Annotated in this window: 19 protein-coding genes; 11 read left to right on the top strand and 8 right to left on the bottom strand. The window is 68.6% G+C overall.

Going from position 1 to position 24,354, the window contains the following annotated elements; all coding sequences use genetic code 11:
• The first annotated feature begins 7 nt into the window (after positions 1-7).
• Entirely contained in the window at positions 8-2,842 is a 2,835-nt protein-coding gene (locus tag ACVCL9_RS00190) for a response regulator (protein WP_447097137.1), read from the top strand.
• 131 nt (positions 2,843-2,973) lie between these two features.
• Positions 2,974-3,978, top strand: a complete 1,005-nt coding sequence (locus ACVCL9_RS00185; protein WP_447099484.1) for a diguanylate cyclase domain-containing protein — start codon at positions 2,974-2,976, stop codon at positions 3,976-3,978.
• A gap of 18 nt (positions 3,979-3,996) precedes the next feature.
• On the opposite strand, the gene ACVCL9_RS00180 is transcribed toward ACVCL9_RS00185, so the two are convergent.
• From ACVCL9_RS00180 to ACVCL9_RS00165, 4 genes are read right to left on the bottom strand one after another with little or no spacing between them, the layout of a single operon-like run.
• Positions 3,997-4,467, bottom strand: coding sequence for a hotdog fold domain-containing protein (locus tag ACVCL9_RS00180; protein WP_447097138.1), 471 nt, complete (start codon positions 4,465-4,467; stop codon positions 3,997-3,999).
• On the bottom strand, positions 4,464-4,853 hold the full coding sequence (locus ACVCL9_RS00175) for a hypothetical protein (RefSeq protein WP_447097139.1): 390 nt from the start codon (positions 4,851-4,853) through the stop codon (positions 4,464-4,466). The genes ACVCL9_RS00180 and ACVCL9_RS00175 overlap by 4 nt, the downstream gene beginning before the upstream one ends.
• 3 nt (positions 4,854-4,856) lie before the next feature.
• The gene (locus ACVCL9_RS00170; RefSeq protein ID WP_447097140.1) at positions 4,857-7,328 is read right to left on the bottom strand and encodes an acyl-CoA dehydrogenase; all 2,472 of its coding nucleotides are present in this window, start codon (positions 7,326-7,328) and stop codon (positions 4,857-4,859) included.
• Between the two features lie 17 nt (positions 7,329-7,345).
• Positions 7,346-8,245 (bottom strand): alpha/beta fold hydrolase, encoded by a 900-nt coding sequence (locus tag ACVCL9_RS00165; RefSeq protein ID WP_447097141.1) that lies wholly within the window; start codon positions 8,243-8,245, stop codon positions 7,346-7,348.
• A gap of 113 nt (positions 8,246-8,358) precedes the next feature.
• On the opposite strand from ACVCL9_RS00165, the gene ACVCL9_RS00160 reads away from it, so the two are divergent.
• The 5 genes from ACVCL9_RS00160 to ACVCL9_RS00140 all read left to right on the top strand — a co-directional run bounded on the left by ACVCL9_RS00160 (position 8,359) and on the right by ACVCL9_RS00140 (position 12,919).
• A complete protein-coding gene (locus ACVCL9_RS00160; RefSeq protein WP_395116579.1) occupies positions 8,359-8,937 on the top strand; it encodes a TetR/AcrR family transcriptional regulator in 579 nt (192 codons plus the stop codon).
• Between the two features lie 122 nt (positions 8,938-9,059).
• Positions 9,060-10,844, top strand: coding sequence for a phosphoenolpyruvate carboxykinase (GTP) (locus tag ACVCL9_RS00155; protein ID WP_447099485.1), 1,785 nt, complete (start codon positions 9,060-9,062; stop codon positions 10,842-10,844).
• Positions 10,845-11,019: 175 nt separating this feature from the next.
• The gene (locus ACVCL9_RS00150) at positions 11,020-11,565 is read left to right on the top strand and encodes an RNA polymerase sigma factor (RefSeq protein WP_395116577.1); all 546 of its coding nucleotides are present in this window, start codon (positions 11,020-11,022) and stop codon (positions 11,563-11,565) included.
• A complete protein-coding gene (locus ACVCL9_RS00145) occupies positions 11,562-11,990 on the top strand; it encodes a hypothetical protein (protein ID WP_395116575.1) in 429 nt (142 codons plus the stop codon). The genes ACVCL9_RS00150 and ACVCL9_RS00145 overlap by 4 nt, the downstream gene beginning before the upstream one ends.
• A 20-nt stretch (positions 11,991-12,010) precedes the next feature.
• Complete coding sequence (locus ACVCL9_RS00140) at positions 12,011-12,919, top strand: DUF4097 family beta strand repeat-containing protein (protein WP_447097142.1); 909 nt, start codon at positions 12,011-12,013, stop codon at positions 12,917-12,919.
• A gap of 84 nt (positions 12,920-13,003) precedes the next feature.
• On the opposite strand, the gene ACVCL9_RS00135 is transcribed toward ACVCL9_RS00140, so the two are convergent.
• Positions 13,004-13,924: a hypothetical protein gene (locus tag ACVCL9_RS00135; protein WP_447097143.1), complete on the bottom strand. Its 921-nt coding sequence runs from the start codon at positions 13,922-13,924 to the stop codon at positions 13,004-13,006.
• Positions 13,925-14,199: 275 nt separating this feature from the next.
• Between ACVCL9_RS00135 and ACVCL9_RS00130 the strand changes: the two genes are divergently transcribed.
• A complete protein-coding gene (locus tag ACVCL9_RS00130) occupies positions 14,200-17,100 on the top strand; it encodes a bifunctional diguanylate cyclase/phosphodiesterase (RefSeq protein ID WP_447097144.1) in 2,901 nt (966 codons plus the stop codon).
• Positions 17,101-17,109: 9 nt separating this feature from the next.
• On the opposite strand, the gene hslO is transcribed toward ACVCL9_RS00130, so the two are convergent.
• Positions 17,110-18,009, bottom strand: coding sequence for an Hsp33 family molecular chaperone HslO (hslO, locus tag ACVCL9_RS00125; protein WP_447097145.1), 900 nt, complete (start codon positions 18,007-18,009; stop codon positions 17,110-17,112).
• 83 nt (positions 18,010-18,092) lie between these two features.
• Between hslO and mtgA the strand changes: the two genes are divergently transcribed.
• Positions 18,093-18,821, top strand: a complete 729-nt coding sequence (mtgA, locus tag ACVCL9_RS00120; protein WP_447097146.1) for a monofunctional biosynthetic peptidoglycan transglycosylase — start codon at positions 18,093-18,095, stop codon at positions 18,819-18,821.
• An 84-nt stretch (positions 18,822-18,905) separates the two neighbouring features.
• A complete protein-coding gene (locus ACVCL9_RS00115) occupies positions 18,906-19,334 on the top strand; it encodes a CBS domain-containing protein (RefSeq protein ID WP_395116563.1) in 429 nt (142 codons plus the stop codon).
• Positions 19,335-19,389: 55 nt separating this feature from the next.
• On the opposite strand, the gene ACVCL9_RS00110 is transcribed toward ACVCL9_RS00115, so the two are convergent.
• Complete coding sequence (locus tag ACVCL9_RS00110) at positions 19,390-20,652, bottom strand: NTP/NDP exchange transporter (RefSeq protein WP_447099593.1); 1,263 nt, start codon at positions 20,650-20,652, stop codon at positions 19,390-19,392.
• 79 nt (positions 20,653-20,731) lie between these two features.
• Between ACVCL9_RS00110 and ACVCL9_RS00105 the strand changes: the two genes are divergently transcribed.
• On the top strand, positions 20,732-22,354 hold the full coding sequence (locus ACVCL9_RS00105) for a GMC family oxidoreductase (RefSeq protein WP_447097148.1): 1,623 nt from the start codon (positions 20,732-20,734) through the stop codon (positions 22,352-22,354).
• A 109-nt stretch (positions 22,355-22,463) separates the two neighbouring features.
• On the opposite strand, the gene ACVCL9_RS00100 is transcribed toward ACVCL9_RS00105, so the two are convergent.
• Positions 22,464-24,341: a M48 family metallopeptidase gene (locus ACVCL9_RS00100; protein ID WP_447097149.1), complete on the bottom strand. Its 1,878-nt coding sequence runs from the start codon at positions 24,339-24,341 to the stop codon at positions 22,464-22,466.
• Between the last annotated feature and the right edge of the window lie 13 nt (positions 24,342-24,354).

The raw sequence follows: 24,354 nt of genomic DNA, 5'->3' as shown, positions 1-24,354 counted from the left end.
TTCACGCATGCCCATGACCCGCTCGCCGCACACCTGGCTGGCCGACCGGCCGCTGCAACACAAGATCATGCTGGCCATCGGGCTGCTGCTGGGCTTGTTCCTGCTGTCCGCAGCGATCAGCCTGCGCTCGCTGCGGCAGCAGGAGGTCGAGCGCGGCTGGGCGATCCACACCTACAAGGTGCTGCTGCAGCTCGATCACGTGCTGCAGTCGGTGCAGGCCGGCCAGGTCGGCGCGCGCGGCTATCTGCTGACCCGCGACACCGCGCAGCGCGAAGCGTTCGACAGCGCCACCCGCGAACTGCGGGCCGCCCTCGCCCGGCTGCGCGAGCTGGTGCCGGACAACCGCCTGCAGCTGTCGCGCATCGACCAGGTGGAAGCCATGACGGCGCTGTGGCAACGCGAGTTCCGCAGCAAGGTCCTCGACGCCCCGGCCGGCTCGCCGACGAACGATCCCGCGCAGGCGGCGCTGCCGCGGCTGCGTGCCCAGTCCGACTACCTGCAGCAGCGCAGCATCGGCATGCGGGAGGTCAAGAGCGTCATCGCGCAGATGACGCTGGACGAGGAACGCCTGCTGTCCACCCGCAGCCGGCGCCTGGACAAGTCCATCGCGGTCACCCGCACGGTCAATGTCGTGGCGGCGTTGCTCGCCATCGTGCTCGGCCTGGCGGTGATCGTGCTGACCCTGCGCCTGATCACCCGCCCGCTACGCAGCCTCACCAGCCAGCTGACCCGGCTGGCGAACCACGACCACGATTTCGAGATCCACCGGCTCGATCGCCGCGACGAGATCGGCGAGATCACCCGCGCGCTGCAGGTGTTCAGGCAGATGTCGATGGACACCCAGGCGCAGAGCTGGATCAAGGAGCAGGTGTCGGCGATCTCCCACCTGCTGCTGCAGGCCACCACGCACAAGGAGTTCGCGCAGTGGCTGACCCGCGCCCTGCTGCCGCTGTGCAAGGCCGACGTGGGCCTGTTCTATTCGTACGACGACGCGCGCCGCCGGCTCGATCTGATCGGCAGCTGCGGGTTGCGCCCGAACCACCGCGTGGCCGAGCAATACCTGCCTGGCGAGGGCCTGGTCGGGCAATGCGCGAGCGAGCGCCAGGCGATCGTGCGCGACGACGTGACGGCCGCCGAGCTGTACCTCGGCGCCGGCGACGGCGAGGCGCCTTCCACTCACCTGGCGATCCTGCCGGTGCTTTATCGCGACACCCTGATCGGTGTGCTGGAGCTGGCCAGCTCCGGTCCGCTGACGCCGCTGGCGCGACAGATGCTGGAGGAGCTGCTGCCGCTGGTGGCGCTGAGCCTGGAGAACCTCAATCGCACGATCAACGTGGAGGACCTGCTGCTGCGCACGCAGGAGCAGGCCGACGACCTGCGCGTGTCGGAGCTGGTGATGCGCCAGCAGAAGGAGGTGCTGCGCATCAACAACGACGCGCTGCAGGCGAAGACGGTGGAACTGGAGGAACAATCCCGGCGGCTGATCGCTTCGAAGGAGGAACTGCGCCTGCAGGCCGGCGCGCTGCAGGCGTCCAACGAGGAACTGCGCGCGACGACCGCCAGCCTGAACCGGCAGAAATACGTGCTGGAGGATCTGCAGCAGGAAACCGCCGACAAGGCCGCCGAGCTGGCGCGGGCCAGCCAGTACAAGTCCGAGTTCCTCGCCAACATGTCGCACGAGCTGCGCACGCCGCTGAACAGCCTGCTGATCCTGTCGCGCGACCTGGCCGACAACGCCGGCGGCAACCTGGACGCGGAACAGGTCGAGTCGGCGCGGGTCATCCACGACGCCGGCAACAGCCTGCTGCATCTAATCAACGACATCCTCGACCTGTCCAAGATCGAGGCCGGCAAGATGGAGCTGGTGATCGACGAGTTGCCGCTGGCCGAGCTGGCGCAGCGGCTGCGGCGCACCTTCGGCCACGTCGCCGCGCAGAAGTCGCTGGGATTCGCGCTGGAGATCGCGCCGGACCTGCCGGTCATCCTGCGCACCGATGGCGCGCGGCTCGAACAGATCGCCAACAACCTGCTCGGCAACGCCTTCAAGTTCACCGCCGCGGGCGCGGTGACGCTGCGCATCGGTCGTCCCGACGAGGCGATCGGGATTCCCGAACCGCTGCGCGGCCAACCGCTGCTCGCACTGAGCGTCGAGGACAGCGGCATCGGCATTCCCGCCGACAAGCTCGAGCGCATCTTCAACGCCTTCGAGCAGGTGGACGCCGGCACCAGCCGGCAGTTCGGCGGCACCGGCCTGGGCCTGGCCATTTCGCGGCGGATGGCGCGGATGCTGGGCGGCGACCTGCTCGTGCGCAGCGAGCCGGGCCGCGGCAGCCGCTTCACCCTGTTGCTGCCGGAACAACCGCCGGCACTCGCGCCGGCCGCCGCGACGGACGATGCGGCCGCGTCGCGGCCACCGGCACCCGCGCCTCGCGCCGCGGGCAGTCGCGCGCCGGCGCACGGCAACGAACTCACCGGCCACCGCGTGCTGCTGGTGGACGACGACATGCGCAACCTGTTCGCGCTGTCCAAGGTGCTGCGCGGCTGGGGCATGCAGGTGAGCCTGGCGCAGGATGGCGCCAAGGCGCTGCGCATGCTGGCCGAGGATTCCGCGCCGGAACTGCTGCTGATCGACATCATGATGCCGGACATGGACGGCTACGAAATGATCCGCGCGCTCCGCGCCCAGCCGCACCACGGCGCCTTGCCGATCATCGCGCTGACGGCCAAGGCGATGCAGGGCGACCGCGAGAAATGCCTGGTGATGGGCGCCAGCGATTACCTGTCCAAGCCGATCGACCTCGACCTGCTGGCGACGACTCTGCTGGCGTGGCTGCGGCGCTGAAGCAGCGCCCCTCGCGAGCCCGCGGCGACTGGCAGCCCGGGGAAACGCAGGCGCCGGATTCGACCGTCTTCACACCGGTGGCCAGGCGCAAGGGGTAAGGTAGGCGCATGACCATCCGTCGGGGGAGCACGATGCTGCCGAAGATCCTGGTCGTCGACGACACCGTCGCCAACCTGGTCGCCATGCGCCGCCTGCTCGCCCACAGCGGCGCCGAGCTGTTCGAGGCACGCAGCGGCAACGAGGCGCTGGCGCTGTGCCTGGATCACGAATTCGCGCTGATCCTGCTCGACGTCAACATGCCCGGCATGGACGGCTTCGAGGTGGCCAGCCTGCTCGGCGAAGCCGAGCACCTGCGCGAAACCCCGATCATCTTCGTCACCGCCGCCTACGTCGACGACATGAACCGGCTCAAGGGCTACCGCTCCGGCGCGGTGGATTACATCGCCAAGCCGATCAGCGACGTGATCCTGCAGTCGAAGGTGCGCGTGTTCCTGGAGCTGCATGCGTCGCGCACGAAGCTGAAGCAGGCGCTGGCCGAACTGGCCGAGCGCAATCGCCAGCTCGACCGCGAAATCGCCGAGCGGCAGCTGATCGAGGAGACGGTGCGCCACCAGGCCAGCCACAATCCGCTCACCGGCCTGCCCAACCGCATCCTGTTCCGCGACCGCCTGCACGGCGCGATCCAGCGCGCCAACCGCCACCACCGCCAGTTCGCGCTGGCCTGTGTCGACATCGACGGCTTCAAGGGCGTCAACGACGGCCACGGCCACGCCGCCGGCGACGCCCTGCTGCAGGAGATCGCCGCGCGACTGTCGAACCGCCTGCGCAGCAACGACACCGTGGCCCGGCTGGGCGGCGACGAGTTCGCGCTGGTACTGGAGGACATCGAGGACAGCCGGCCCGCGCTGCAACTGTGCGAGGAGCTTTGTTGCGCGCTGGGCGAACCCTACACGCTGCGCCTCAACGGCCACCCGATCGAGGTGCGCGTCGGCGCCAGCATCGGCATCGCGGCCTACCGCGCCGGCGCCGCCCCCGAAGCCGACACCGATGCCGCGGAACGATTGATGCAGGCCGCCGACCACGCCATGTACACGGCCAAGCGCGGCGGCAAGAACCGTTGCGTGCTGGCGGACTGACGGCGCGCGGGTGGCCGTTCAATCGCGCTTGCGCGGCGATACCCACATCAGCACGCGCGCACGGAAGACCGTCTCGCCCGCATCATCCACCACCTCCACCCTGACCGGCCATTCGTGACTGCCATCGGCGACGGGCATGGCCAGCTCGGGCGTGGCGACGCCGTGCATCGTGCCTGTCGCCTTCTTCAGGTACTCGACGCTCATGCCCTTGGGAATCCAGCGCATGTCCGCCGGCACGGTCGCCTCGGCCATCACGCCGGCGCCGAGTTCGGCCAGGCTGCACAGCGCGATCGCATGCACCGTGCCGATATGGTTGTGCACGCGACGGCGATCGGCGATGCGTATCTCGCAGCGACCAGGTTCCAACGCCACGAAACGCGGGGCGATGGTGGCGAAGTACGGCGCCTTGAGGCAGATCAGGCGTCCGAACAGCCACTTGCCGCCAGGCCGGCGGGACAGTTTGCGCCACAGCGCCAATGCCGTGCTCATGCGGCCAGCCCCGGAACCAGCGGCAGTGCGAACAGCACGGCGCCGAGCACGAACGAGGCCGTCAACGCATGCACCAGCAGGATGTTGTGGCGCAGGAACACGAACTGCTCCACCAGCCGCCCGACCCAGAACAGCGACATGCCTCCCAGCAGCGCGTGGCCCAGCGGCGTGCCCAGCAGATCCCGCGGCATCGCGAAACACAGGGTCGCCACGCCGAGGAACACGTAGATCAGGCGCAGGTTGAGGATCTGCGTGACGGCTCGTGTGCCCACGCCGGCCTGCTGCAGTGCGCCGGGCCAGCCGAACAGTTTCCAGAACGCCAGGTGGAACAGCGCGAATGCCAGGCTGTGCACGCCGCACAGGTAGACGATGACCTCGCCGCGCATGGCCTAGCCGCCCTGCTTCGCGCCCGCCGACGTGTCGGCGCGCGTCCTGAACGCACGCATCTCGTCGGTATCGAAATCGTCGACCGAGATGAACTCGAACACGCCCTCGCGCACGCGCCTGAGCAGCTCCGCCTCCGCTTCGGAAATCACCCCGGCCTGCTGTGCTTCGACGAGCTGGTCAAGATAGTCGTGCGAGCTGAACTGACCGGACTTGAGCGCCTTGCCGAACTTGCGGTCGACCGGCTCGGCGGCGATCACGTCCGGCAGCAGCGCCTTCATGCGGCCGATCGTGTTGTTCGGCGTGGGCGTGGTGTAGACCCAGTCGGTGAGGCGGTCGAGCGCCTCGTTCGGCGCGGTGAGCAGCGCGGCGACGCGGCGGCCGAGACGATCGGACGGCGGCACCTCGCGGCGGCCCAGTGGGAACACCAGGACGCGCAGCAGCCACGCCACCGGGCGCACCGGGAAATTGCGGATCGCGCCGTCCAGCGCATTCTGGATCAGCCACATGCACTCGTGGAAACCCCAGGCCAGGAACGGGCGGTCGGCTTCCGGCCGGCCGTTGTCCTCGTACTGCTTGAGCATGGCGCTGGCGATGTACAGGTAGCTCAGCACGTCGCCCAGGCGGGCCGACAGTTTCTCCTTGAACTTCAGCTTGCCGCCGAGCACGCCCATGAACACGTCGGCGCACAGCGCCAGCGCGGCGGAGTAGCGATCGAGCTTGCGATAGTAGCGGCGGGTGTAGGCATCGCCGGCGGCCTCGCCGATGCGCGCGCCGGAGAGGCCCATCGCGAAGCTGCGCACCGCGTTGGAGATGCCGAAGCCGAGGTGGCCGAACAGCAACCGGTCGAACGTCTTCAGCTGCTCGCCGCGGTCGGCGATCGACAGCGCCTGCATTTCCTTCAGCACGTACGGATGGCAGCGGATCGCGCCCTGGCCGAAGATCATCAGGCTGCGCGTCATGATGTTGGCGCCTTCCACCGTGATCGCGATCGGCACCGCCGACCAGCCGCGGCCGGCGTAGTTCTTCGGCCCGAGCTGCACCGCCTTGCCGCCGTGCACGTCCATCGTGTCGGCCGCCACCTGGCGCGCCCACTCGGTGGCGTGGTACTTGGCAATCGCCGAGGTGACCGCCGGCTTCTCGCCGCGATCGACCGCCGCCGCCGTGGCGCGCGACAGCGCGGCGGTGGCGTAAGCCAGGCCGCCGATGCGCGCCAGCGCCTCCTCGACACCCTCGAAGCGCGCCACCGCCAGGCCGAACTGCTTGCGCATGCGCGCGTAGGTGCCGGTGGCCAGCGCCGAGGCGCGCATGCCACCGGTGGCGTTGGACGGCAGCGAGATCGCGCGGCCCACCGACAGCACCTCGACCAGCATGCGCCAGCCGTGGCCGGCCATCTTCGGTCCGCCGATCAGCACCGACAGCGGCGCGAACACATCCTTGCCGTGCACCGGGCCGTTCTGGAACGGAATGTTCAGCGGGAAATGGCGGCGGCCGATTTGCAGCCCCGGCGTCGAGCGCGGCAGCAGCGCCAGGCTGATGCCCAGATCCTCTTCTTCACCCAGCAGGTGCTCGGGGTCGTACATGCGGAAGGCGAGGCCGACCACCGTGGCGATCGGCGCCAGCGTGATGTAGCGCTTGTCGAAGGTGAGCTTGAGTCCCAGCGTTTCCACGCCGTCGACCATCTGCTTGCAGACGATGCCCACGTCGGGAATCGAGGTGGCATCAGAGCCCGCATACGGCCCGGTCAGCGCGAAACAGGGGATTTCCTCGCCGACGGCGAGGCGCGGCAGGTAGTGGTTTTTCTGCTCGTCGGTGCCGTAGTGCAGCAGCAGCTCGGCCGGGCCCAGCGAGTTCGGCACCGCCACGGTCGAAGACACCGTGGCCGACATCGTGGACAGCTTCTGCAGCACCGCCGAGTGCGCCAGCGCGGAGAACTGCAGGCCGCCGTACTGCTTGGGGATGATCATGCCGAAGAACTTGTTCTTCTTGATGAACTCCCACACGTTCGGCGGCAGGTCGGCCAGTTCGTGCGTGATCTGCCAGTCGTCGATCATCGCGCACAGCTGTTCCACCGGGCCGTCCATGAAGGCCTGCTCCTCCACGGAGAGCTCGGGCCTGGGCTGCTTCAGCAGTTCATGCCAGTCCGGCTTGCCGGAGAACAGCTCGCCCTCGAAACCCACGGTGCCGGCTTCCAGCGCGGTCTGTTCCGTTTCGGAAAGCTTCGGCGTGACTTTCGCGAACATTTTCAGCAGCGGCGCGCTGATCTGCTTGCGGCGGAAGTCCACCATCAGCAGCGGCAGCGCGATCGCCAGCTCGATGAGGAGCAGGATCACCATCGTGGCCGGCGCGCGCACCAGCAGACCCACCACGAGAGTGGCGACGACGGTGACGATGGCCCAGGTACGCAGGCTGGTGCGGTGATAGGCGCAGACGCCGGAGGCAATCAACGCCGCCAGCAAGGTAAGCAACACGGACATCTCGACACCTCTCAGGGTCAGGGGGCGGCGCCGGCGGTACGCGGCGTCACGGGGATTTCAAGGTGGTGCACGTAGTGGATCACTTCATTGGCAAAGGCGTCATTGGCGTCGCCGGCCACCATGTGCGTGGCGTGCGCCAGCTCGACATGGCGCGCCTGCGGCACCAGTTGCAGGAACTCGTCCACGGTGCCGCGCGAGACGACGTCGCTGCGGCCGCCGGACAGCAGCAGCACCGGCACGTCGATGTTCGCCGCCGCGGCCAGCAGGCGCGGCTGGTAGCGCTCGCTCTCCTGCACCAGGTCGCCGGCCAGCAACGCCGGGTCCCAATGCCAGCGCAGCCGGCCGTCGGCACCCTCGCGCAGCAGCGGCCGCAATTGCTCGGCGCTCTTGCGTTCGCGCCGCTGCGGCAGGTAGGCGGCTACCTGCTCGGCCGCGTCGGCATAGTTGGCGAAGCCGTCCGGGTGTGCCTGCATGAAGGCCAGGATGCGTTGCACGCCTGCGGTTTCCCAGCGCGGCGTGATGTCGACCAGCACCAGCGCACGGAACGGTGAGGGTCGCCGTTCGCCGGCCAGCACGATGCCGAGCAGGCCACCCATCGAGGCGCCCACCAGGATCGGTGGCTGCGGCTGCGCGGCGGCCAGGCGCAACAGGTCGTCGGCGAACTGGTCCATGTGATAGCCGGTCGCGGCGTCCACGCGATCGCTCTCGCCATGACCGCGGGCGTCGAACGTGACGCAGCGGCAACCCGTCCGGGCGAGCGCCGCGGCGGCGGCGTTCCACGCCCCGCGGGTCTGGCCGAAGCCGTGCGCGAACAGCAGGCCCGGCGTCCCCTGCGGGTTCCAGGTTTCCACCGCCAGGCGCAGGTCGCCTGCAGCGACGCGTTCGACGGTATGGGGCATCGGGATCGGATTGACCATACGGGAGAGTATGGATTGCCTGTGCGATGGCCGTCAACCGCTCGCCGGGCCGCGGCGCACGCCGATGGACGCCGCCCCATTACAAATGCCCGGGCTGTCGCTACCATACGGACATGAATGTCAGCAGCAAGCCGGAACGCACGCGCCTGTCGGCCGAAGATTGGGAACTGGCCGCCCTGCAGATGATCGCCGACCAGGGCGTCGGAGCTTTGGCAGTGGAAGCCCTCGCGCGCCAGCTCGGGGTGACCAAGGGCAGCTTCTACTGGCATTTCCGTACCCGCGAAGCGCTGCTCAATGCGGCCATGGAACGCTGGGAACAGTACGGCGAACGCGAGATCATCGGCCAGATCGAGCAGATCGCCGACCCGCGCCAGCGCCTGCCCGAGCTGTTCCGCCGGGTCGCGCACGAATTGCAGCCGCATCGCGTCTATGCCGCGCTGCTCAAGGCACTGGACCATCCGCAGGTGGTGCCGGTGATGGCCCGCGTCTCGCAGCGACGCATGGAGTTCCTCACCACCGTGTATCGCGAGGCCGGCCTGCCGCCGGCGCAGGCACTGAACCGCGCGCGGCTGACCTATGCCGCCTACGTCGGCTTCCTGCAACTGAACTTCACCCTGGGCCTGCCGCGCCTGAGTCACGAGGAGTTCGACGCCTACGTCGAACACATGATCGCCACGCTCACCCCGGTGTAGCCCTGCGCAAACGGCCACGCGGCGCCCTCCGGCGCTGCCGTTGCTGCGCCCATCCTTGCAATACCAGTGCACGCAAACTACCGTGCCGCTTCCGTTTTTCAACAAGCCTTTCGAGGGACATGATGACCAGCAAGCTGGAAGCGCTTACCCAATGGGTCGACCAGGTGGCGGCACTGACCCGCCCGGCGCGGATTCACTGGTGTGACGGGTCGCAGGACGAATATCAGTCGCTGGTGCAGCAGATGCTGGCCGACGGCACCCTGATCGAACTGAACCAGACCACCCATCCGGGGTGCTACCTGCACCGCTCCGATCCGAAGGACGTGGCCCGCGTCGAGCAGCTGACCCTGGTCTGCCACCCCAAGCGCGAGGACGCCGGCCCGAACAACCACTGGATGGACCCGGCCGAGGCGCACGCCAAGATCGACGCGCTGTTCGACGGCTGCATGGAAGGCCGCACGATGTACGTGATCCCGTATTGCATGGGCCCGATCGACTCGCCGCTGTCGCGTTGCGGGGTGGAGATCACCGACAGCCCGTACGTGGTCGCCAACATGAAGATCATGACCCGCATGGGCGCCGCCGCGCAGGCGCGGATCGAGCGCGAAGGTACGTTCGTGAAGGGGCTGCATTCGGTCGGTGAGCTCGATCCCGAGCGTCGCTGGATCATGCACTTCCCCGCCGAACTCTCGATCAAGTCCTACGGCTCCGGCTACGGCGGCAACGCGCTGCTGGGCAAGAAGTGCCACGCGCTGCGCATCGCCAGCAACCAGGCGCGCACGGAAGGCTGGCTGGCCGAACACATGCTGATCGTCGGCATCGAGAACCCGCGCGGCGAGACGCACTACGTCGCCGCCGCGTTCCCCTCCGCCTGCGGCAAGACCAACCTGTCGATGCTGATTCCGCCGGAAGGCTACCGGCGAGACGGCTGGAAGGTGTGGACGGTGGGCGACGACATCTGCTGGATGCACCCCGGCGCGGACGGGCGGCTGTACGCGATCAACCCGGAAGCCGGCTTCTTCGGCGTGGCGCCGGGCACCAGCGACGCCACCAACCACAATGCCATGCAGAGCATCTCGCACGACACCATCTTCACCAATGTCGCCGTCACCGCCGACAACCAGCCGTGGTGGGAAGGCCTGCCCGGCACCCCGGTCACCGACTGGCAGGGACGTCCGTACGACCCGGCCAACGGCCCGGCCGCGCACCCGAACTCGCGCTTCACGGTCAGCGCGAAGCAGTGCCCGACCTGGTCGGAGCAGGCCGAGGCGCCGCAAGGCGTGCCGATCAGCGCGATCGTGTTCGGCGGCCGCCGCCCCTCGCTGCTGCCGCTGGTGATGGAGGCGCGCGACTGGAGCCACGGCGTGCTGATGGGCGCCGCGATGGGCTCGGAAACCACCGCCGCCGCCACCGGAGCGGTCGGCGTGCTGCGTCGCGACTCGATGGCGATGAAGCCGTTCTGCGGCTATCACTACGGCGACTACTTCGCGCACTGGCTGTCGTTCGACCAGCCCGGCGCGAAGCTGCCGAAGGTGTTCCACGTCAACTGGTTCCGCAAGGGCGCCGACGGCAAGTTCCTGTGGCCGGGCTTCGGCGAGAACCTGCGCGTGCTGGAGTGGATGATCGACCGCGCCGAAGGCCATGTCCAAGGCGTCGAGACCCCGATCGGCATCGTGCCGGCGGCCGGCGAACTGAAGCTGGAAGGACTGGCGCTGGAGCCTGCGCGACTGGACGAATTGCTCGCGGTCGACGTAGCCGGATGGCAGGCGGAGCTGGAAGCCATCGACACCTACCTGCAAACCTTCGCGCCGCGCCTGCCGGAGCGGTTGCGCCGCGAGCAGCAACGCGTGACGCAGGCGCTGCAGACCGATACCGCCAAGCCGGCGCGGCGGGCCGCCGTGTCCTGATGCACGCGCGAGTCCGGGCACGTACCGGACTCGCGACCGGGAAAACAACGCTCGTGGTTTTCCTCGCCGCTCCCGAAGGACGGGCCCGCGCGGCCCGTCCGCTTCAAACCCTTTCGCACCCCGCGGCATCCAAGCTGGCAAGATGATCGCCGCCTGCCCTGCCTCCGGAAGCCTGATGCCGCCTGTCTCCAGCGCCGCGCATGACGGCGACGACGTGCGCGCCGCAGCCGCGGGCGACCGTCGCGCCTTCCAGCGCCTGTACGCGCTGCACGTCGGCCGCGTCTACGGCGCGCTGCACCGGCTGGCCGGCTACGACCACGCGCGGGCGGAGGATCTCACCCAGGACGCCTTCATCCGCGCCTGGCAGAAATTGCCCGGCTTCCGCCACGAAAGCTCCTTCGGCACCTGGCTGTATCGCCTGGCGGTCAACGTGGCGCTGATGGACATCCGCGCGCGCGGCGCCGATCCGGTGCGCGTAGTGGACGACGAGCACCTGCCCGACAGTGGCGAGACGCCGTTCTGCGCGGCCGAGCGACACGAACTGGAACAAGCCATCGGCAGGCTGCCGCCGCGCGCCCGCGCCGTACTGGTACTGCACGACATCGAAGGCTGGCGGCACGAGGACATCGGCGACGAACTGGGCATGGCGGTGGGCACCTCGAAGGCTCAACTGCATCGCGCACGCCAGCTGCTGCGCAAGACGCTGGGAGAAAACGCATGAACGAATTCGAATGGCGCCGCCAGATGCGCGAGCTGCAGCAACCGCATGTGCCGCGCCGCGACCTGTGGCCGGCGATCGACGCGGCGCTGGACCAGGCCGTCGCCGATCCGCCCGCCCGGGCGACATGGCGGCGCATGCTGGCGGGCGCTGCCGTGGCGGCATCGCTGCTGCTGGTCGTGGGTATGGCTTGGCATCAGTGGTTCACACCCACCGCACCTGCCGAATCGGCCGGCACGACCCGCCAGGCCAGCTGGAAGCCCGCCGATCCGCGCCTGGCCGGCGCCGCCATCGAACTGGACGCCGCCCGCCTCGAACTGCAGCTGGCGATCGAACAGGCACCGGATTCCGCGGCACTGCAACGGCTCCTGCGCCACACCGAACGACAACAGGCGCAATTGCGCCAGCTGGCCGACCGCGCCGGCTGATGACCATCCGAGGAGAACCCATGAAAACCGCCCACTGCCTGCCCCTGCTGTTGTGCCTGTGCATCGGCGATGCACTGGCCGGCACGCCGATCCAACTGCAGCACGCCGCCAGCGCCAATACGCGGATCAGCATCAGCAATATCGCCGGCTCGGTGAATGTCACCGCCTGGGATCGCAACGAAGTCCAGGTCGGCGGCGAACTCGGCGACGGCGCCAAGCCGCTGCAGATCACCGGCGACAACGACCGGCTGTCGATCAAGGTCGAGCCGCGCGGCGGTTCGGGCTCGGGCTGGTTCAACTTCGGCGGCGACAGCCGCATGGCGCCCACCACGCTGGAACTGCACGTGCCGCGCGGCGCATCGCTGGACGTCAAGGTGATCAGCGCGCCGCTGGTGATCGACGGCCTTGCCGGCGGCGACATCAAGGTCAACACGATCAGCGGCAACGCCCGCATCCACGCGAACACGCCTGCGCTGGACGTCGACAGTGTCAGCGGCGGCATCGAGCTTTCCGGACAGGCCGACAAGGCCGCACTGCAAACCGTGAGCGGCGAGATCCTGGCCCCGGCCCTGGGCCGCACGGCCAAGCTGGAAACCATCTCCGGCCACATCCAGGCCGGCGGCGGGCCGTGGCAGACGATCACCCTGAGCACCGTCTCCGGCGACGTGCAGCTGTCCGGCAAGCTGGCCGCCGGCGGCAGCATCGACATCGACAGCATGAGCGGCGATGTGCAGTTGCGCCTGCCGGCCGACACCTCGGCCAAACTGCACGCCAGCAGTTTCAGCGGCGACCTGCGCAGCGACTTCGGCAAGCCGGTCGAAGCCGAGCGCGGCCCCGGCAGTTCGCTCGACACGAGCATCGGCGCCGGCGACGGCAAGATCCACCTCGAGACCTTCAGCGGCGACCTGCGCGTCAAGAAGCAGGAGTGAGCGGATAGGAGTGAGGAGTGAGATGAAGAGCTGCAGCTTGCGCGCATTTCTCTCGTTTCTCACTCCTCTCCGCTCACTCCTGCCTCAGAGATCCTGGTGATATTGCACGTAAGGCGTGCGCGACTGGTCCGGCTCCGGGCCGACCGGCGTGTTCGCCGGCGTGCCGGACGACCACAGGTTCTGCGCGCCGACGCTCAACGAGCCGCGCCACGGCAGGCGCCAGGTCACGCCCAGGTCGATGCTGTTCCAGCGCCGATCGCCGTACAGGCTACCGGGCACGCCGGCTTCGGGCTGCATGGTGCGACCGGTGAGCATGCCGCTCAACGGGCCGTGGTCGACGCCGAAACTCAGCGCCTTCTGGTCGAGCACGTTGACACCCAGCAGGTTGCCCGGCAGCAGATGCACACGGCCCACGCTGGCGCCGAGGTCGATGCCGGTCTGCTTGCCCAGGGCCAGCCGGCCCCGTGCATTGAGCTGGTTGCTGCTGTCGAAACTGTACAGGCCGCCCGGCGCCGCACCCGGCAACACGCGCGGCAGCGGCGCATTGCGGTGGGGCGTGCTGGTGGCGCCCACGCTCACGCCGACGCTGTAATCGCCGGCGTCGTAGGTGGCACCCACTTCGCTGCCGAACACCCGCGTGCCGTGGTTGAGCCACGAGCGCTGGCTGACCTGCGCATGCGCCTGCAACGGGCCGACGCCGTACTGCAGGCCGGCGGCTATCGCGTTGCCGGCATCGAGCGGCTGCAGCAACAGCGGCGAATACAGGGACGTGGCGGAGTCGTTCGTGGTGCCGCGATCGGCCTTGAGCATCAGCATGCGGCCATGGCTGTCACGCCACAACGGGACGTTCACGCCGGAACTGGCCGGGTCGGCATTCGTCAACTGCGCCCCGTTCTGCGGCTGCGCCAGCAACTGCGCGGCCTGCGCCGCATCGCCGCCCACGGATTGCCCGGCGGCCGCAAGCGGCAGCAGGAAAATCGACAGCATGGCAGGCAGGCGACGCATGGCTTTTGAACGAAACTCCAGGACTGATGGAACCATCATCCGAACACGGCTCGCGTTGATGATGTCGTGCGATCGGGATGGTAGCGCATTTTACGTTTTGCTAACAGCCCAAAACCCGCCCCAGCGCACAGTTGCATGGGTTGCTGTGTCAAGCTTTGACCCGTTCGACCGGGCCAGGTTCCCGCTATGATCCCGCTGGCAGGAGCGGCGGCCCACCCTGTATAAAGGCCTTTTGACGTCGACGCGTCAAATCGTTCCGGAATCGACCACCAGCCATGAGCGCCAGCCCGACGATCCGACCCTCCCAGCCGCCGCACGCGGCCCGGGATGTCGCGACCCTGAACGGCGCCGTGGAACGCCTGTTCGAGGCAGTCGACGCCACCGGGGTGATGGAAATCTGCGAGCTGATGCTGGACCAGCTCGGCATCCGCGGCCGCCTGCACTGGCGCGCCCGGGACGAGGATGGCGCCCCCGACGAGAAATGGCTGGACCTGGCCGAAGACCCGCAGGCCACGCGCACCTTGTCGATGACATGGGACGAGACCCCGCCGTCTCCCGCTGCGCGCGACTCGCTGCTATGGCTGGGCCGCCTGGCGGACATCCGCCTGCGCCAGCTGGCCGAGACCAGCCGCCTGTACGAGGCGATCTCCCGCCTGGCGCTGGCCGAACGCCTGCAGCGCGCGCTGTACGCGATCGCCGACCAGGCCAGCGCCGAGCACGACATGCCGCAGATGATGCGCTCGCTGCACGCGATCGTCAGCAGCCTGATGTACGCGGAAAACTTCTACATCGTGCTGTACGACCCGGCCACCGACCAGATCCGCTTCACCTACTGCGTGGACATCGTCGACACCGACCTTCCCGTGCTCAACCAGCCGATGCCGCTGCAGGAGATGGAATACAGCCTGACCTGGAACCTGCTGCGCCAAGGGCGTCCGATGATGGGTTCGCTCGACGACCTGGTACAGCAGATCGGCGATCGTTTCCGCCTGTTCGGCGCGCGCTGCGAGGACTGGCTGGGCGTGCCCATGCTGCGCGACGGGCACGTGGCGGGCGGCATCGTGGTGCAGAGCTACCGCTCGGACACGCATTACTCGCGGCACGACATGGAGCTGCTCAACTACGTGGCGCAACACGTGCAGACCGCACTGGAACGGCGCGAGGCGCACCTGGAGCTGGGCCGCCGCGTCACCGACCGCACCGCGGCACTGCGCGAGGCCAATCGCGTGCTGCGCCAGCAGGTGCTGCAGCGCCAGCGCGGCGAGCGCCTGCAGGCGGCACTGTTTCGCATCGCCGAACTGGCCAGCACCTCGGAAAGCCTGGACAAGTTCTACGCCGCCGTGCACCAGGTCATCAGCGGCCTGCTGTACGCGCGCAACTTCTACATCGCGCTGCTGGACGAGGAGACCGACCAGCTGACGTTCCCCTATTCGGTCGACGAGGTCGATCGCGTGCGCCCGGCGCGCGTGCACGGCCGCGGCGCCACCGAGTACGTATTGCGCACCGCCCGCCCGCTGCTGGCCACCCCCGAGCTGATCGACAAGCTGCACGCCGCAGGCGAGATCGCCCACTTCGGCGCGCCATCGGTGTGCTGGCTGGGCGTGCCGCTGATCTGGGGCGGCAAGGCCAAGGGCGTGCTTACCCTGCAGAGCTATTCGCCGGCGCACAACTACAGCGAGCGCGACCAGGAGCTGCTGACCTTCGTCAGCTACCACGTGGCCAACGCGCTGCAGCGCAAGCAGGCGGCCCATTCGCTCAAGCAGGCCAACGCCGGGCTCGAGCGCCGCGTCACCGAGCGCACCCGCGCGCTGGCGCTGGCCAACCGCGACCTGCGCGAACAGATCGCCGAACGCGAGCGGGTCGAGCGCCGGCTGAAGTACGAGACCCTGCACGACTCGCTTACCGGCCTGCCCAATCGCACCTTGCTGCTGCAGCGGCTGGAACAGGCGATGCAGCGCTACGCGGCCAACCGTGACGAGCGGTTCGCGGTGCTGTTCATCGACCTGGACCGCTTCAAGGTCATCAACGACTCGGTCGGCCATCTGATCGGCGACGACCTGCTGTTCCAGGTCGGCGGCCGCATCCGCGCCTGCCTGAAGACCCGCGACGTGGTCGCGCGGCTGGGCGGGGACGAGTTTGCCGTGCTGCTGGAGGGCATTACCGAGACCGACAAGGCCTCGCTGATCGCCGAACGCATCATCCACGAGCTGCAGACGCCGTTCCGGCTGGGCACCAAGGAGATCTTCACCTCCGCCTCGATCGGCATCGCGCTTGCCGCCCCGCACTATCGCCAGCCGGAGGAACTGCTGCGCGACGCCGACGCGGCGATGTACAACGCCAAGGACGGTGGCCGCCATCGCGCGGCGATGTTCGACGACCGCCTGCGCCGCGAGGCACTGTCCCTGCTGGACATGGAGAGCGACCTGCGCCACGCGCTGGGCCGCAACGAGTTCGAGCCGTACTACCAGCCGATCGTCGAGCTCTCCGACGGCCGCATCGTCGGCTACGAGGCGCTGCTGCGCTGGCACCATCCGCAGCGCGGCCTGCTGCCGCCGCACGACTTCCTGCTGATCGCCGAGGAATGCGGCTGCGCCGAGGCGATCGACTGGCAGATCTTCGAGCAGGTGTGCATCCAGGCGGTGCGCCTGATCGGCACCGAGGGTTTCATCAGCATCAACGTGTCCGGGCGGCACTTCCGTTCGGTCGACCTCGACCAGCGCCTGCTCGCGCTGTTCGACCAGTACGCCGTGCCCAGCCATTGCATCCGCATCGAAGTCACCGAGCATGCGCTGCTGGAAAACCCCACCCAGGTGAAGCGCATCCTGAAAAACCTGCGCAACCACGGCGTGGGCATCGCGCTGGACGATTTCGGCACCGGCTATTCCTCGCTGAGCTATCTCCACCAGTACCCGTTCGAGAGCCTGAAGATCGACCGCTCCTTCATCGTCGAGCTGCCGCCGGACGACAGCGACACCCAGGGCCTGGCCCTGGTGCGCGCCATCCAGGTGCTGGCCGATTCGCTGCACATGAAGGTGATCGCCGAGGGCATCGAGCAGGAGTCGCAGCGCCAGGCGCTGCTGCGGGTCGGCTGCCGCTACGGCCAGGGTTTCCTGTTCGCCTCGCCGCAGCCGGCCAGCACCTGGCTGGCCGCCAACAGCCCGCTGCTGCCGGCCTGAGCGGAGTCCTTACTGCGCCGTGCCCGGCGCGCCGGGGGCGGCGCTGTCGCTCAGCAGGTGCTCGGCGTCGATGCGGTCGAACGCATAGCGCTGCGCGCAGAACTCGCAGACCACCTCGATCTCGCCGTCACGCGCGGCCAGCGCGGCTTCCACTTCGTCGCGCCCGAGCGAACGCAGCATGGCGCTGACCCGTTCGCGGCTGCAGCTGCAACCGAACGCCAGCGCGCGCCTTTCGAGCAGGCGCGCGGACTCCTCGTGGTACAGGCGAAACAGCAGCGGCTCGGCCGGGGTGGCCAGCAGCTCGTCGACGCCCAGCGTCGCGGTCAGCTGCAGCACGCGGTTCCAGGCGTCCTCGTCGATGTCCGCGGCGTGGCCGCCCTCGTCGGGCATCTTCTGCAGCATCAGGCCGACCGCCTGCGTCGCATCGCAGGCCAGCAGGAATCGCGCGGGCAACTGTTCGGACTGCCGGAAGTAGTTCTCCAGCGACGCGGCCAGGCCGGCGTCGCGCAGTTCGACCAGGCCCTGGTAACGCTGGCCGCGCTCGACGTTGCCCATGGTGATCGCCATGATCGCCTCGGCCAGGTCGTTCAGCGCCAGCGGCTGGGGCAGCGGCTCGCGCCAGCGTGCCAGCCCGCGCAGGCGTCCGGCGTCGTCGCACTCGGCGAACAGCAGGCGCAGTGCGGACGCGCTCTTCAATTCGATCGACAACGCGCCATCGAGCTTGATGTTGCCGGTGAGCAGCGCGCTGGCCACCAGCGTCTCGCCCAGCAGCGCCCGCAACGTCGTCGGATAGTCGGCACGGCCCGCCACCTCGCGCCATGACGCGCCCAGGCGCACCAGCGCGCCGCGCACACCGGCACGCGGCAGCAGGAAGCGGTACATCACGTCGTCGTCGGACGGCACGGGCATGATCGGTTCTCGCGGAGGCAGGCAGGGAAACGGCACAGATGGGGTCGGCACGGCACCGGTACAACGCCTCGTATACTGCAGCCATGTCTTCACCGTCACGCCGACTCCGATGGCGCAAGCTGCTTCGCTGGCTGGGCATCCTCGCCATGGCGTGGCTGGGATCGACCTGGCTGGCGGTGCTGATCCTGCGCTTCGTGCCGCCGCTGACCTCGGCGGTGATGGTCGAGCGCCAAGTCGGCGCATGGCTGCACGGGGACATGAGTTTCCGCCTGCGCCAGCACTGGGTGCCGTGGAAGCGGGTCTCGCCCTGGGTGCCGCTGGCGATGGTGGCCGGCGAGGACCAGAAGTTTCCCTACCACCACGGTTTCGATTTCGACTCCATCAACAAGGCGATCGACGCGGCCGACGACGGCAAGCGCCTGCGCGGCGCCAGCACGATCAGCCAGCAGACCGCCAAGAACCTGTTCCTGTGGAACGGCCGCAGCTTCGTGCGCAAGGGACTGGAGGCGTACTTCACCGTGCTGATCGAGCTGACCTGGCCGAAGCGGCGCATCCTCGAGGTGTACATGAACATCGCCGAGCTGGGCAACGGCATCTACGGCGTGGGCGCGGCCAGCGAGGCTTACTACCATACCTCGCCCGCGCGCCTGGGGCCGGCGCAGGCCGCACGCCTGGCGGCGGTGCTGCCCAGCCCGCGCCGGCTGCATGTCGACCGCCCGAGCGCGTACGTGCAGCGCCGCACCGCATGGATCGAGCAGCAGATGCAGCAACTGGGCGGGCCGGACTACCTCGACGCGCCGCCGCCGAAATAGCGCCAGGGCCCGTCACTACACGCCAACGCCGCCGCGCGATAGACTCGACCCGGACAACCGAAGGCCACCGCCAGGAGACCCGAGATGAGTCAAGTCAGGCACCTGCTGCAAACCAAGGGCAGCACCATCTTCAGCGTGGCACCCGATGCCCCGGTGCTGGAGGCGATCAAGCAGATGGCCGAACACCGCATCGGCGCGTTGCTGGTGCTGGCCAACGGCGAACTGGTCGGCGTGGTCTCCGAACGCGATTACGCGCGCAAGGTGATCCTGCAGGGCAAGTCCTCCTCGCAGACCGCCGTGTCGGACATCATGTCCGGCACGCCGATCACGGTCGGCCCGGACACCGACGTGTTCGACTGCATGCGCCTGTGCACCGACCGTCGCATCCGCCACCTGCCGGTGGTCGAGGACGGCAAGCTGGTCGGCGTGATCTCGATCGGCGATCTGGTCAAGGCGGTGATCGACGCGCAGGCCGAGCAGATCGAACACCTGGAACGCTACATCACGGGCTGAGAGCCGGGATCCGGCCCTTCGACAAGCTCAGGGGCTGCGGATTTTCGGGAAAGCATCAAGCCGGTGCTTTCTCCGCATTGTCCGAGGAGGCATGTTCGTCCGGCGCCAGATCCGGCGACCAACCGGCGCGCCTGGCCACCACCGCAGCCAGCGTGGCCACACCGACACCGGCCAGAGCCAGCCCGCCGACGCCCCAACCCAGCATGCGCAGGCCGCTCACCGCGCTGGTGACCACGACGTCGCCGAAACGCCACACCGCCGTCTCGACGAAATTCTTGCCCTTGTAGCGCGTCTCGCGCGGCACGCGCGTATACAGCGCGTCCACCGCGGGCTTGGTCATGCCATAGGCGAAACCGCGCGTGATCACCTGCATCACTCCCAGGACGGGCACGCCATAACCGAACACGGCCAGCTCGCCGCCGCCGATCAGCGCCACCGCGCCCAGAAGCGCCACGTTTACCAGAGCGGGCAGCAGCAGACCCCAGCCCGCGCCATGGCGAATCAACAGCCAGCGGGTCAAGCTCAATTGCATGACCGCACCGAACAAGTTCGTGGCCAGATCGAGGTTGCTGTAGAACGCCGTGCGCGCCACCGCGTCGACGAAATGCGCCTTGGCGTAGTCGGCCATCAGCGCATAGACCAGCGTGCCGATGCCATCGCCGAACAACATCAGCAAGGCCATGTAACGCAGGAACGGACGCGACCACAACTCCCTGAGCCCGGCCCACAACGAACCGCCGATCGCTGCCTCACCGGCGCGGCCCAACCGCTGATCGTGTTGCGCGGAAAGCCGCAGCAAAAATGCCAGCGAGAGAGCCAGCGCGCACGCAGAGACCACCAGCAACGGTGCTACCCCGATCAGCCGTACCAGCAGCTTGGTCACCAGCGGACCGAAGACCGCGCCAGCCATGCCACCCAAGGCGATCAGCGAAAACACCCGCCGTGCCTGACTGCTGGAGAAGATGTCGGCCATGAAGCTCCAGAACAGCGACACGACAAACAGGTTGAACACGCTGGCCCAGACGAAGAACACCACGCCCAGCTCGCGCGCGCCGATGCGATCCTGCGCCATGAACGCCGGCACGAACGCGAGCAGGCACAAGATGAAAAAGCTGTAGCTCCAGCCCAGCAATTGCCTGCGCGGGAAGCGCGCCACCAGCATGCCGAACACCGGCGTCAGCAGCAGCATCACCACGAACACCGCGCCGTAGAACAGCGGCAGCGACTGCGAGCCGACCGCACCGCCCAGCTGGCCCATGACTGGCCGGATGATGTAGTACGACGTCATCACGAAGAAGAACGCCAGCGCGGACAGCAGCGGCGCGGCGGCTTGTTCCACAACGGCTTGGCGGGGCAAACTCACGGGCACATCCAGCGTGGGGCGCGGCAAGCCTAGCATGCGATCGCGCATCGCCAGGCAGGCGCAGGGGGAAGACTTGGACCATTACGACTTCATCATCGCCGGCGCCGGTTCGGCCGGTTGCGTACTGGCCAACCGGCTCAGCGCCGACCCGGGCAAGCGCGTGCTGCTGCTGGAAGCCGGGCCGACGGACTGGCACCCGCTGATCCACATGCCGGCAGGCATCGCGCGGCTGGCCAACAACCGCGCCTTGAACTGGAACTACCGCACCGAACCGGAGCCCGCGCTCAACCAGCGCCGCTTGTGGTGGCCGCGCGGCAAGACCCTCGGCGGTTCCAGTTCGATCAATGCGATGTGCTACATCCGCGGCGTGGCAGCCGACTACGACGGCTGGGCCGAAGCCAGCGGCGATCCGCGCTGGTCGTGGCGCGAGGTGCTGCCGTGGTTCCTGCGCAGCGAGGACAACAGCCGCGGCGCCAGCGAGTTGCACGGAACCGGCGGCCCGCTGGGGGTGTCCGATCTGCGCCATCGCAACGAGTTGTCCATCGCGCTGATCGATGCGGCGGGCAGCGCCGGCTATCCGCGCAACGACGACTTCAACGGCGAGCAGTTGGCCGGCTTCGGCCTGTACCAGGTGACCCAGCGCAACGGCGCGCGCTGCTCGAGTGCCGCGGCGTTCCTGAAACCGGTGCGCCAGCGGACGAACCTGCATGTGCGTACCGGCGTGCTGGTCGAGCGCGTGCTGCTGGACCATGGACGCGCGGTCGGCGTGCAACTGCGCCAGGGCCGGCACGAAGCGGAGCGGATCGAAGCTGGCGAGGTGATCCTGGCCGCCGGTGCGATCAATTCGCCGCAGCTGCTGATGCTGTCAGGCGTCGGCCCCGCCGATCACCTGCGCGAGCACGGCATCGCGGTGCACGCCGACCTGCCCGGCGTCGGCGCCAACCTGCAGGATCACCTGGATATCTGCACGCTGGACGGCAACCCCGGCAAGCTCAGCTACGACCATCTCAACGAACTGTCCGCCGGCTGGCGCTGGCTGCGCCACCGCGACGGACCGGGCAGCTCCAACGTGGCCGAGGCCGGCGGCTTCGTGCGCAGCCGCTTCGCCGTCGACGCGCGCTGCGACCTGCAGTTCCATTTCGTGCCGGCGTTGCTCGACGACCATGGCCGCCACCGCCTGCCCGGCTACGGCTACACGTTGCATGCATGCCATCTGCACCCGCGCAGCCGCGGCCGACTGCGCCTGCACTCGGCCGATCCCGCACAACCGATCGCGATCCACGCCAACTACCTCGGCGACGCGGAAGGCCACGATCTGAAAATGATGATCGAGGCAGCACGGCTGTCGCGCGAGATCCTCGACCAGCCGGCGTTCGCCGCGCACCGCGGCGCGCCGGTGTTCCCCGAGCGACGCATCCACACCGACGAGGAATACGCCGACTTCATCCGGCGCAAGGCCGAAACCATCTACCACCCGGTCGGTACCTGCCGCATGGGCAAGGACGATCGCGCCGTGGTCGACAGCGAGCTGCGCGTGCGCGGCGTGGATGGGTTGCGCGTGGTCGACGCCTCGGTGATGCCCACCCTGCCGACCGGCAACACCAACGCACCCACCATCATGATCGCCGAGCGCGCCAGCGCGTTGATCCTCCGCTGAGCACTGCAGGAGCGCGCTTGTGCGCGATGCTTTCCGTCACGTGACGAAGGGCATCGCGCGCAAGCGCGCTCCTGCAAAGGCAACGGGCATCGCGCGCGTCGGCGCGTCCCTACAACGGCAGCGGGCAATGCAGGCTGGCGCAGATCACCCGCAGCAGTTCCGCCTCCTCCACGCTGATCTGGCCGTCGGCATGGACCGCGCGCAGCAAGGCCTGGATCACCAGTTCCTTGGCCATCGGGCTCAGGCCGTCCAGATCGTCCAGCGCGCGCTCGAACGACGCCTGCCAGGCCGCCGGTGGCGGCACCCACTCGATCGCCTCGCCGGGAAACGCCTGCTGCATCGCGAACAGCCACGCGCGCCTTGCGCCGGCCTCGTCCGAGCAGCCGGCTGCGGCGACAACGGTGCACACCAGGATCACGCTGTCACGCGCGGCCGGCAGTTTCTTCACGCCATCGACCGGCGCGCTGCGCGGCGCGCGTGCCTCGCTCAGCTGAATGCGCAGCAGCCGCGCCAGGCAGTACTCGTTGATGTCGACACGGCCATCCACCTTGACCAGATCGTCGAGCGTGCGCACCAGGGTCTGCTGGCGCCCGTCGGGCAGTTGCCTGAGCGCGGGAAACGCCAGCGAAACCAGCGGCAGGCGGGCGATCGGCGCCAGTGCGGCCACGGCGGAAGCCTGCGCCTGCACGGCGCGCTGTACGTCATCGCCGAACGCATCGGCGACGATCCGGCGCTGCGCGGGCTGCAACTCGGCCGCTGGTGACAGCGCCAGCGCCAGCATCACCGCGAGCGCGGATTCCGGCTGCTGCACGGCATCGTTCAAACTCGCCGGCATCGCCTGCTGCACGGCCGCGGCACGCTGGAAGGCCGGAGCAGCCGCCGCCACGCCGCCGGCCAGCACGCCGGTCAGCACCGGCGGCAACGACAACCCCGGCACGCCCGAGGCGGCGGTCGGTGCGCTCGCCGGCGGCGACGCCGCTTCGCGCTGCATCCCCGCCGCCATGCGCGCCAGGTCGGCCTCCTTGAAGCCTGGTTCCAGCGCGCGGATGCGCTCGAGCAGCGGCGGATGGGTGGCGAACAGCGCGTTGAAACTGCCGGCCTCGCCGAACAGCATGTGCGCCACCTCCTGCTTGTTGGCTGCCTGCAGTTGCGAACCCTCGCTGAGGATCGCGATCTTTTTCAGCGCGCCGGCGATGCCGTCGGCCTGGCGGGTGAACTGCACGGCCGATGCGTCGGCCAGCGACTCGCGCGAGCGCGCCACCGCGGCCTGGATCAGCCGCCCGAAGAAATAACCGATGTAGCCGACCACGATCAGCGCCAGGCCGATCATCCACACCTGTCCGCCACCGCGACGATTGCTGCGGCCACCGCCGAACCAGATCACCCGGCGCCCCACGACCGCCAATACCAGGATGCCGAACAGCAAGCCCATCAGGCGGATGTTCAGCCGCATGTCGCCATTGAGCACGTGGCTGAACTCGTGCGCGATCACGCCCTGCAGTTCGTCACGCGTGAGGTTGTCCAGGCAACCCTGCGTCACGCACACCGCCGCATCGGAGGCGGAGTAGCCTGCAGCGAAGGCGTTGATGCCCGGCTCGTCGGCCATCAGGTAGATGTCCGGCACCGGCACGCCGGCGGCGATGGCCACTTCCTCTATCACGTTGCGCAGCCGGCGCAGCGCGGGATCAGACGTGTCCGGCGGCACCACCGTCGCGCCCATGCTTTCGGCCACGCTCTTGCCGCCACCCGACAGGCTCATGATGCGGAACAGCGAACTGAGCCCGATGCCGGCCAGCACGATCACGCTGCTGCCCAGCAGCAGGTTCAGGTTGGACGCGGGCGGCTCACCGGGCGCCGGATGCTGACCAAGCGCAAACCAGACCACCGCGTCGATCGCCACCACGATGGCGATCACCGCCAGCACGAACAGGATCACCAGCCGCCGGCTGCTGCCGCGCACGCGCGCCTGTTGGGCGAAGAAATCCATGGAGGCTCCGACG

This window comes from Rhodanobacter sp. UC4438_H5 (assembly GCF_052978405.1).
This window is presented reverse-complemented; position numbering and strand designations above follow the sequence as displayed.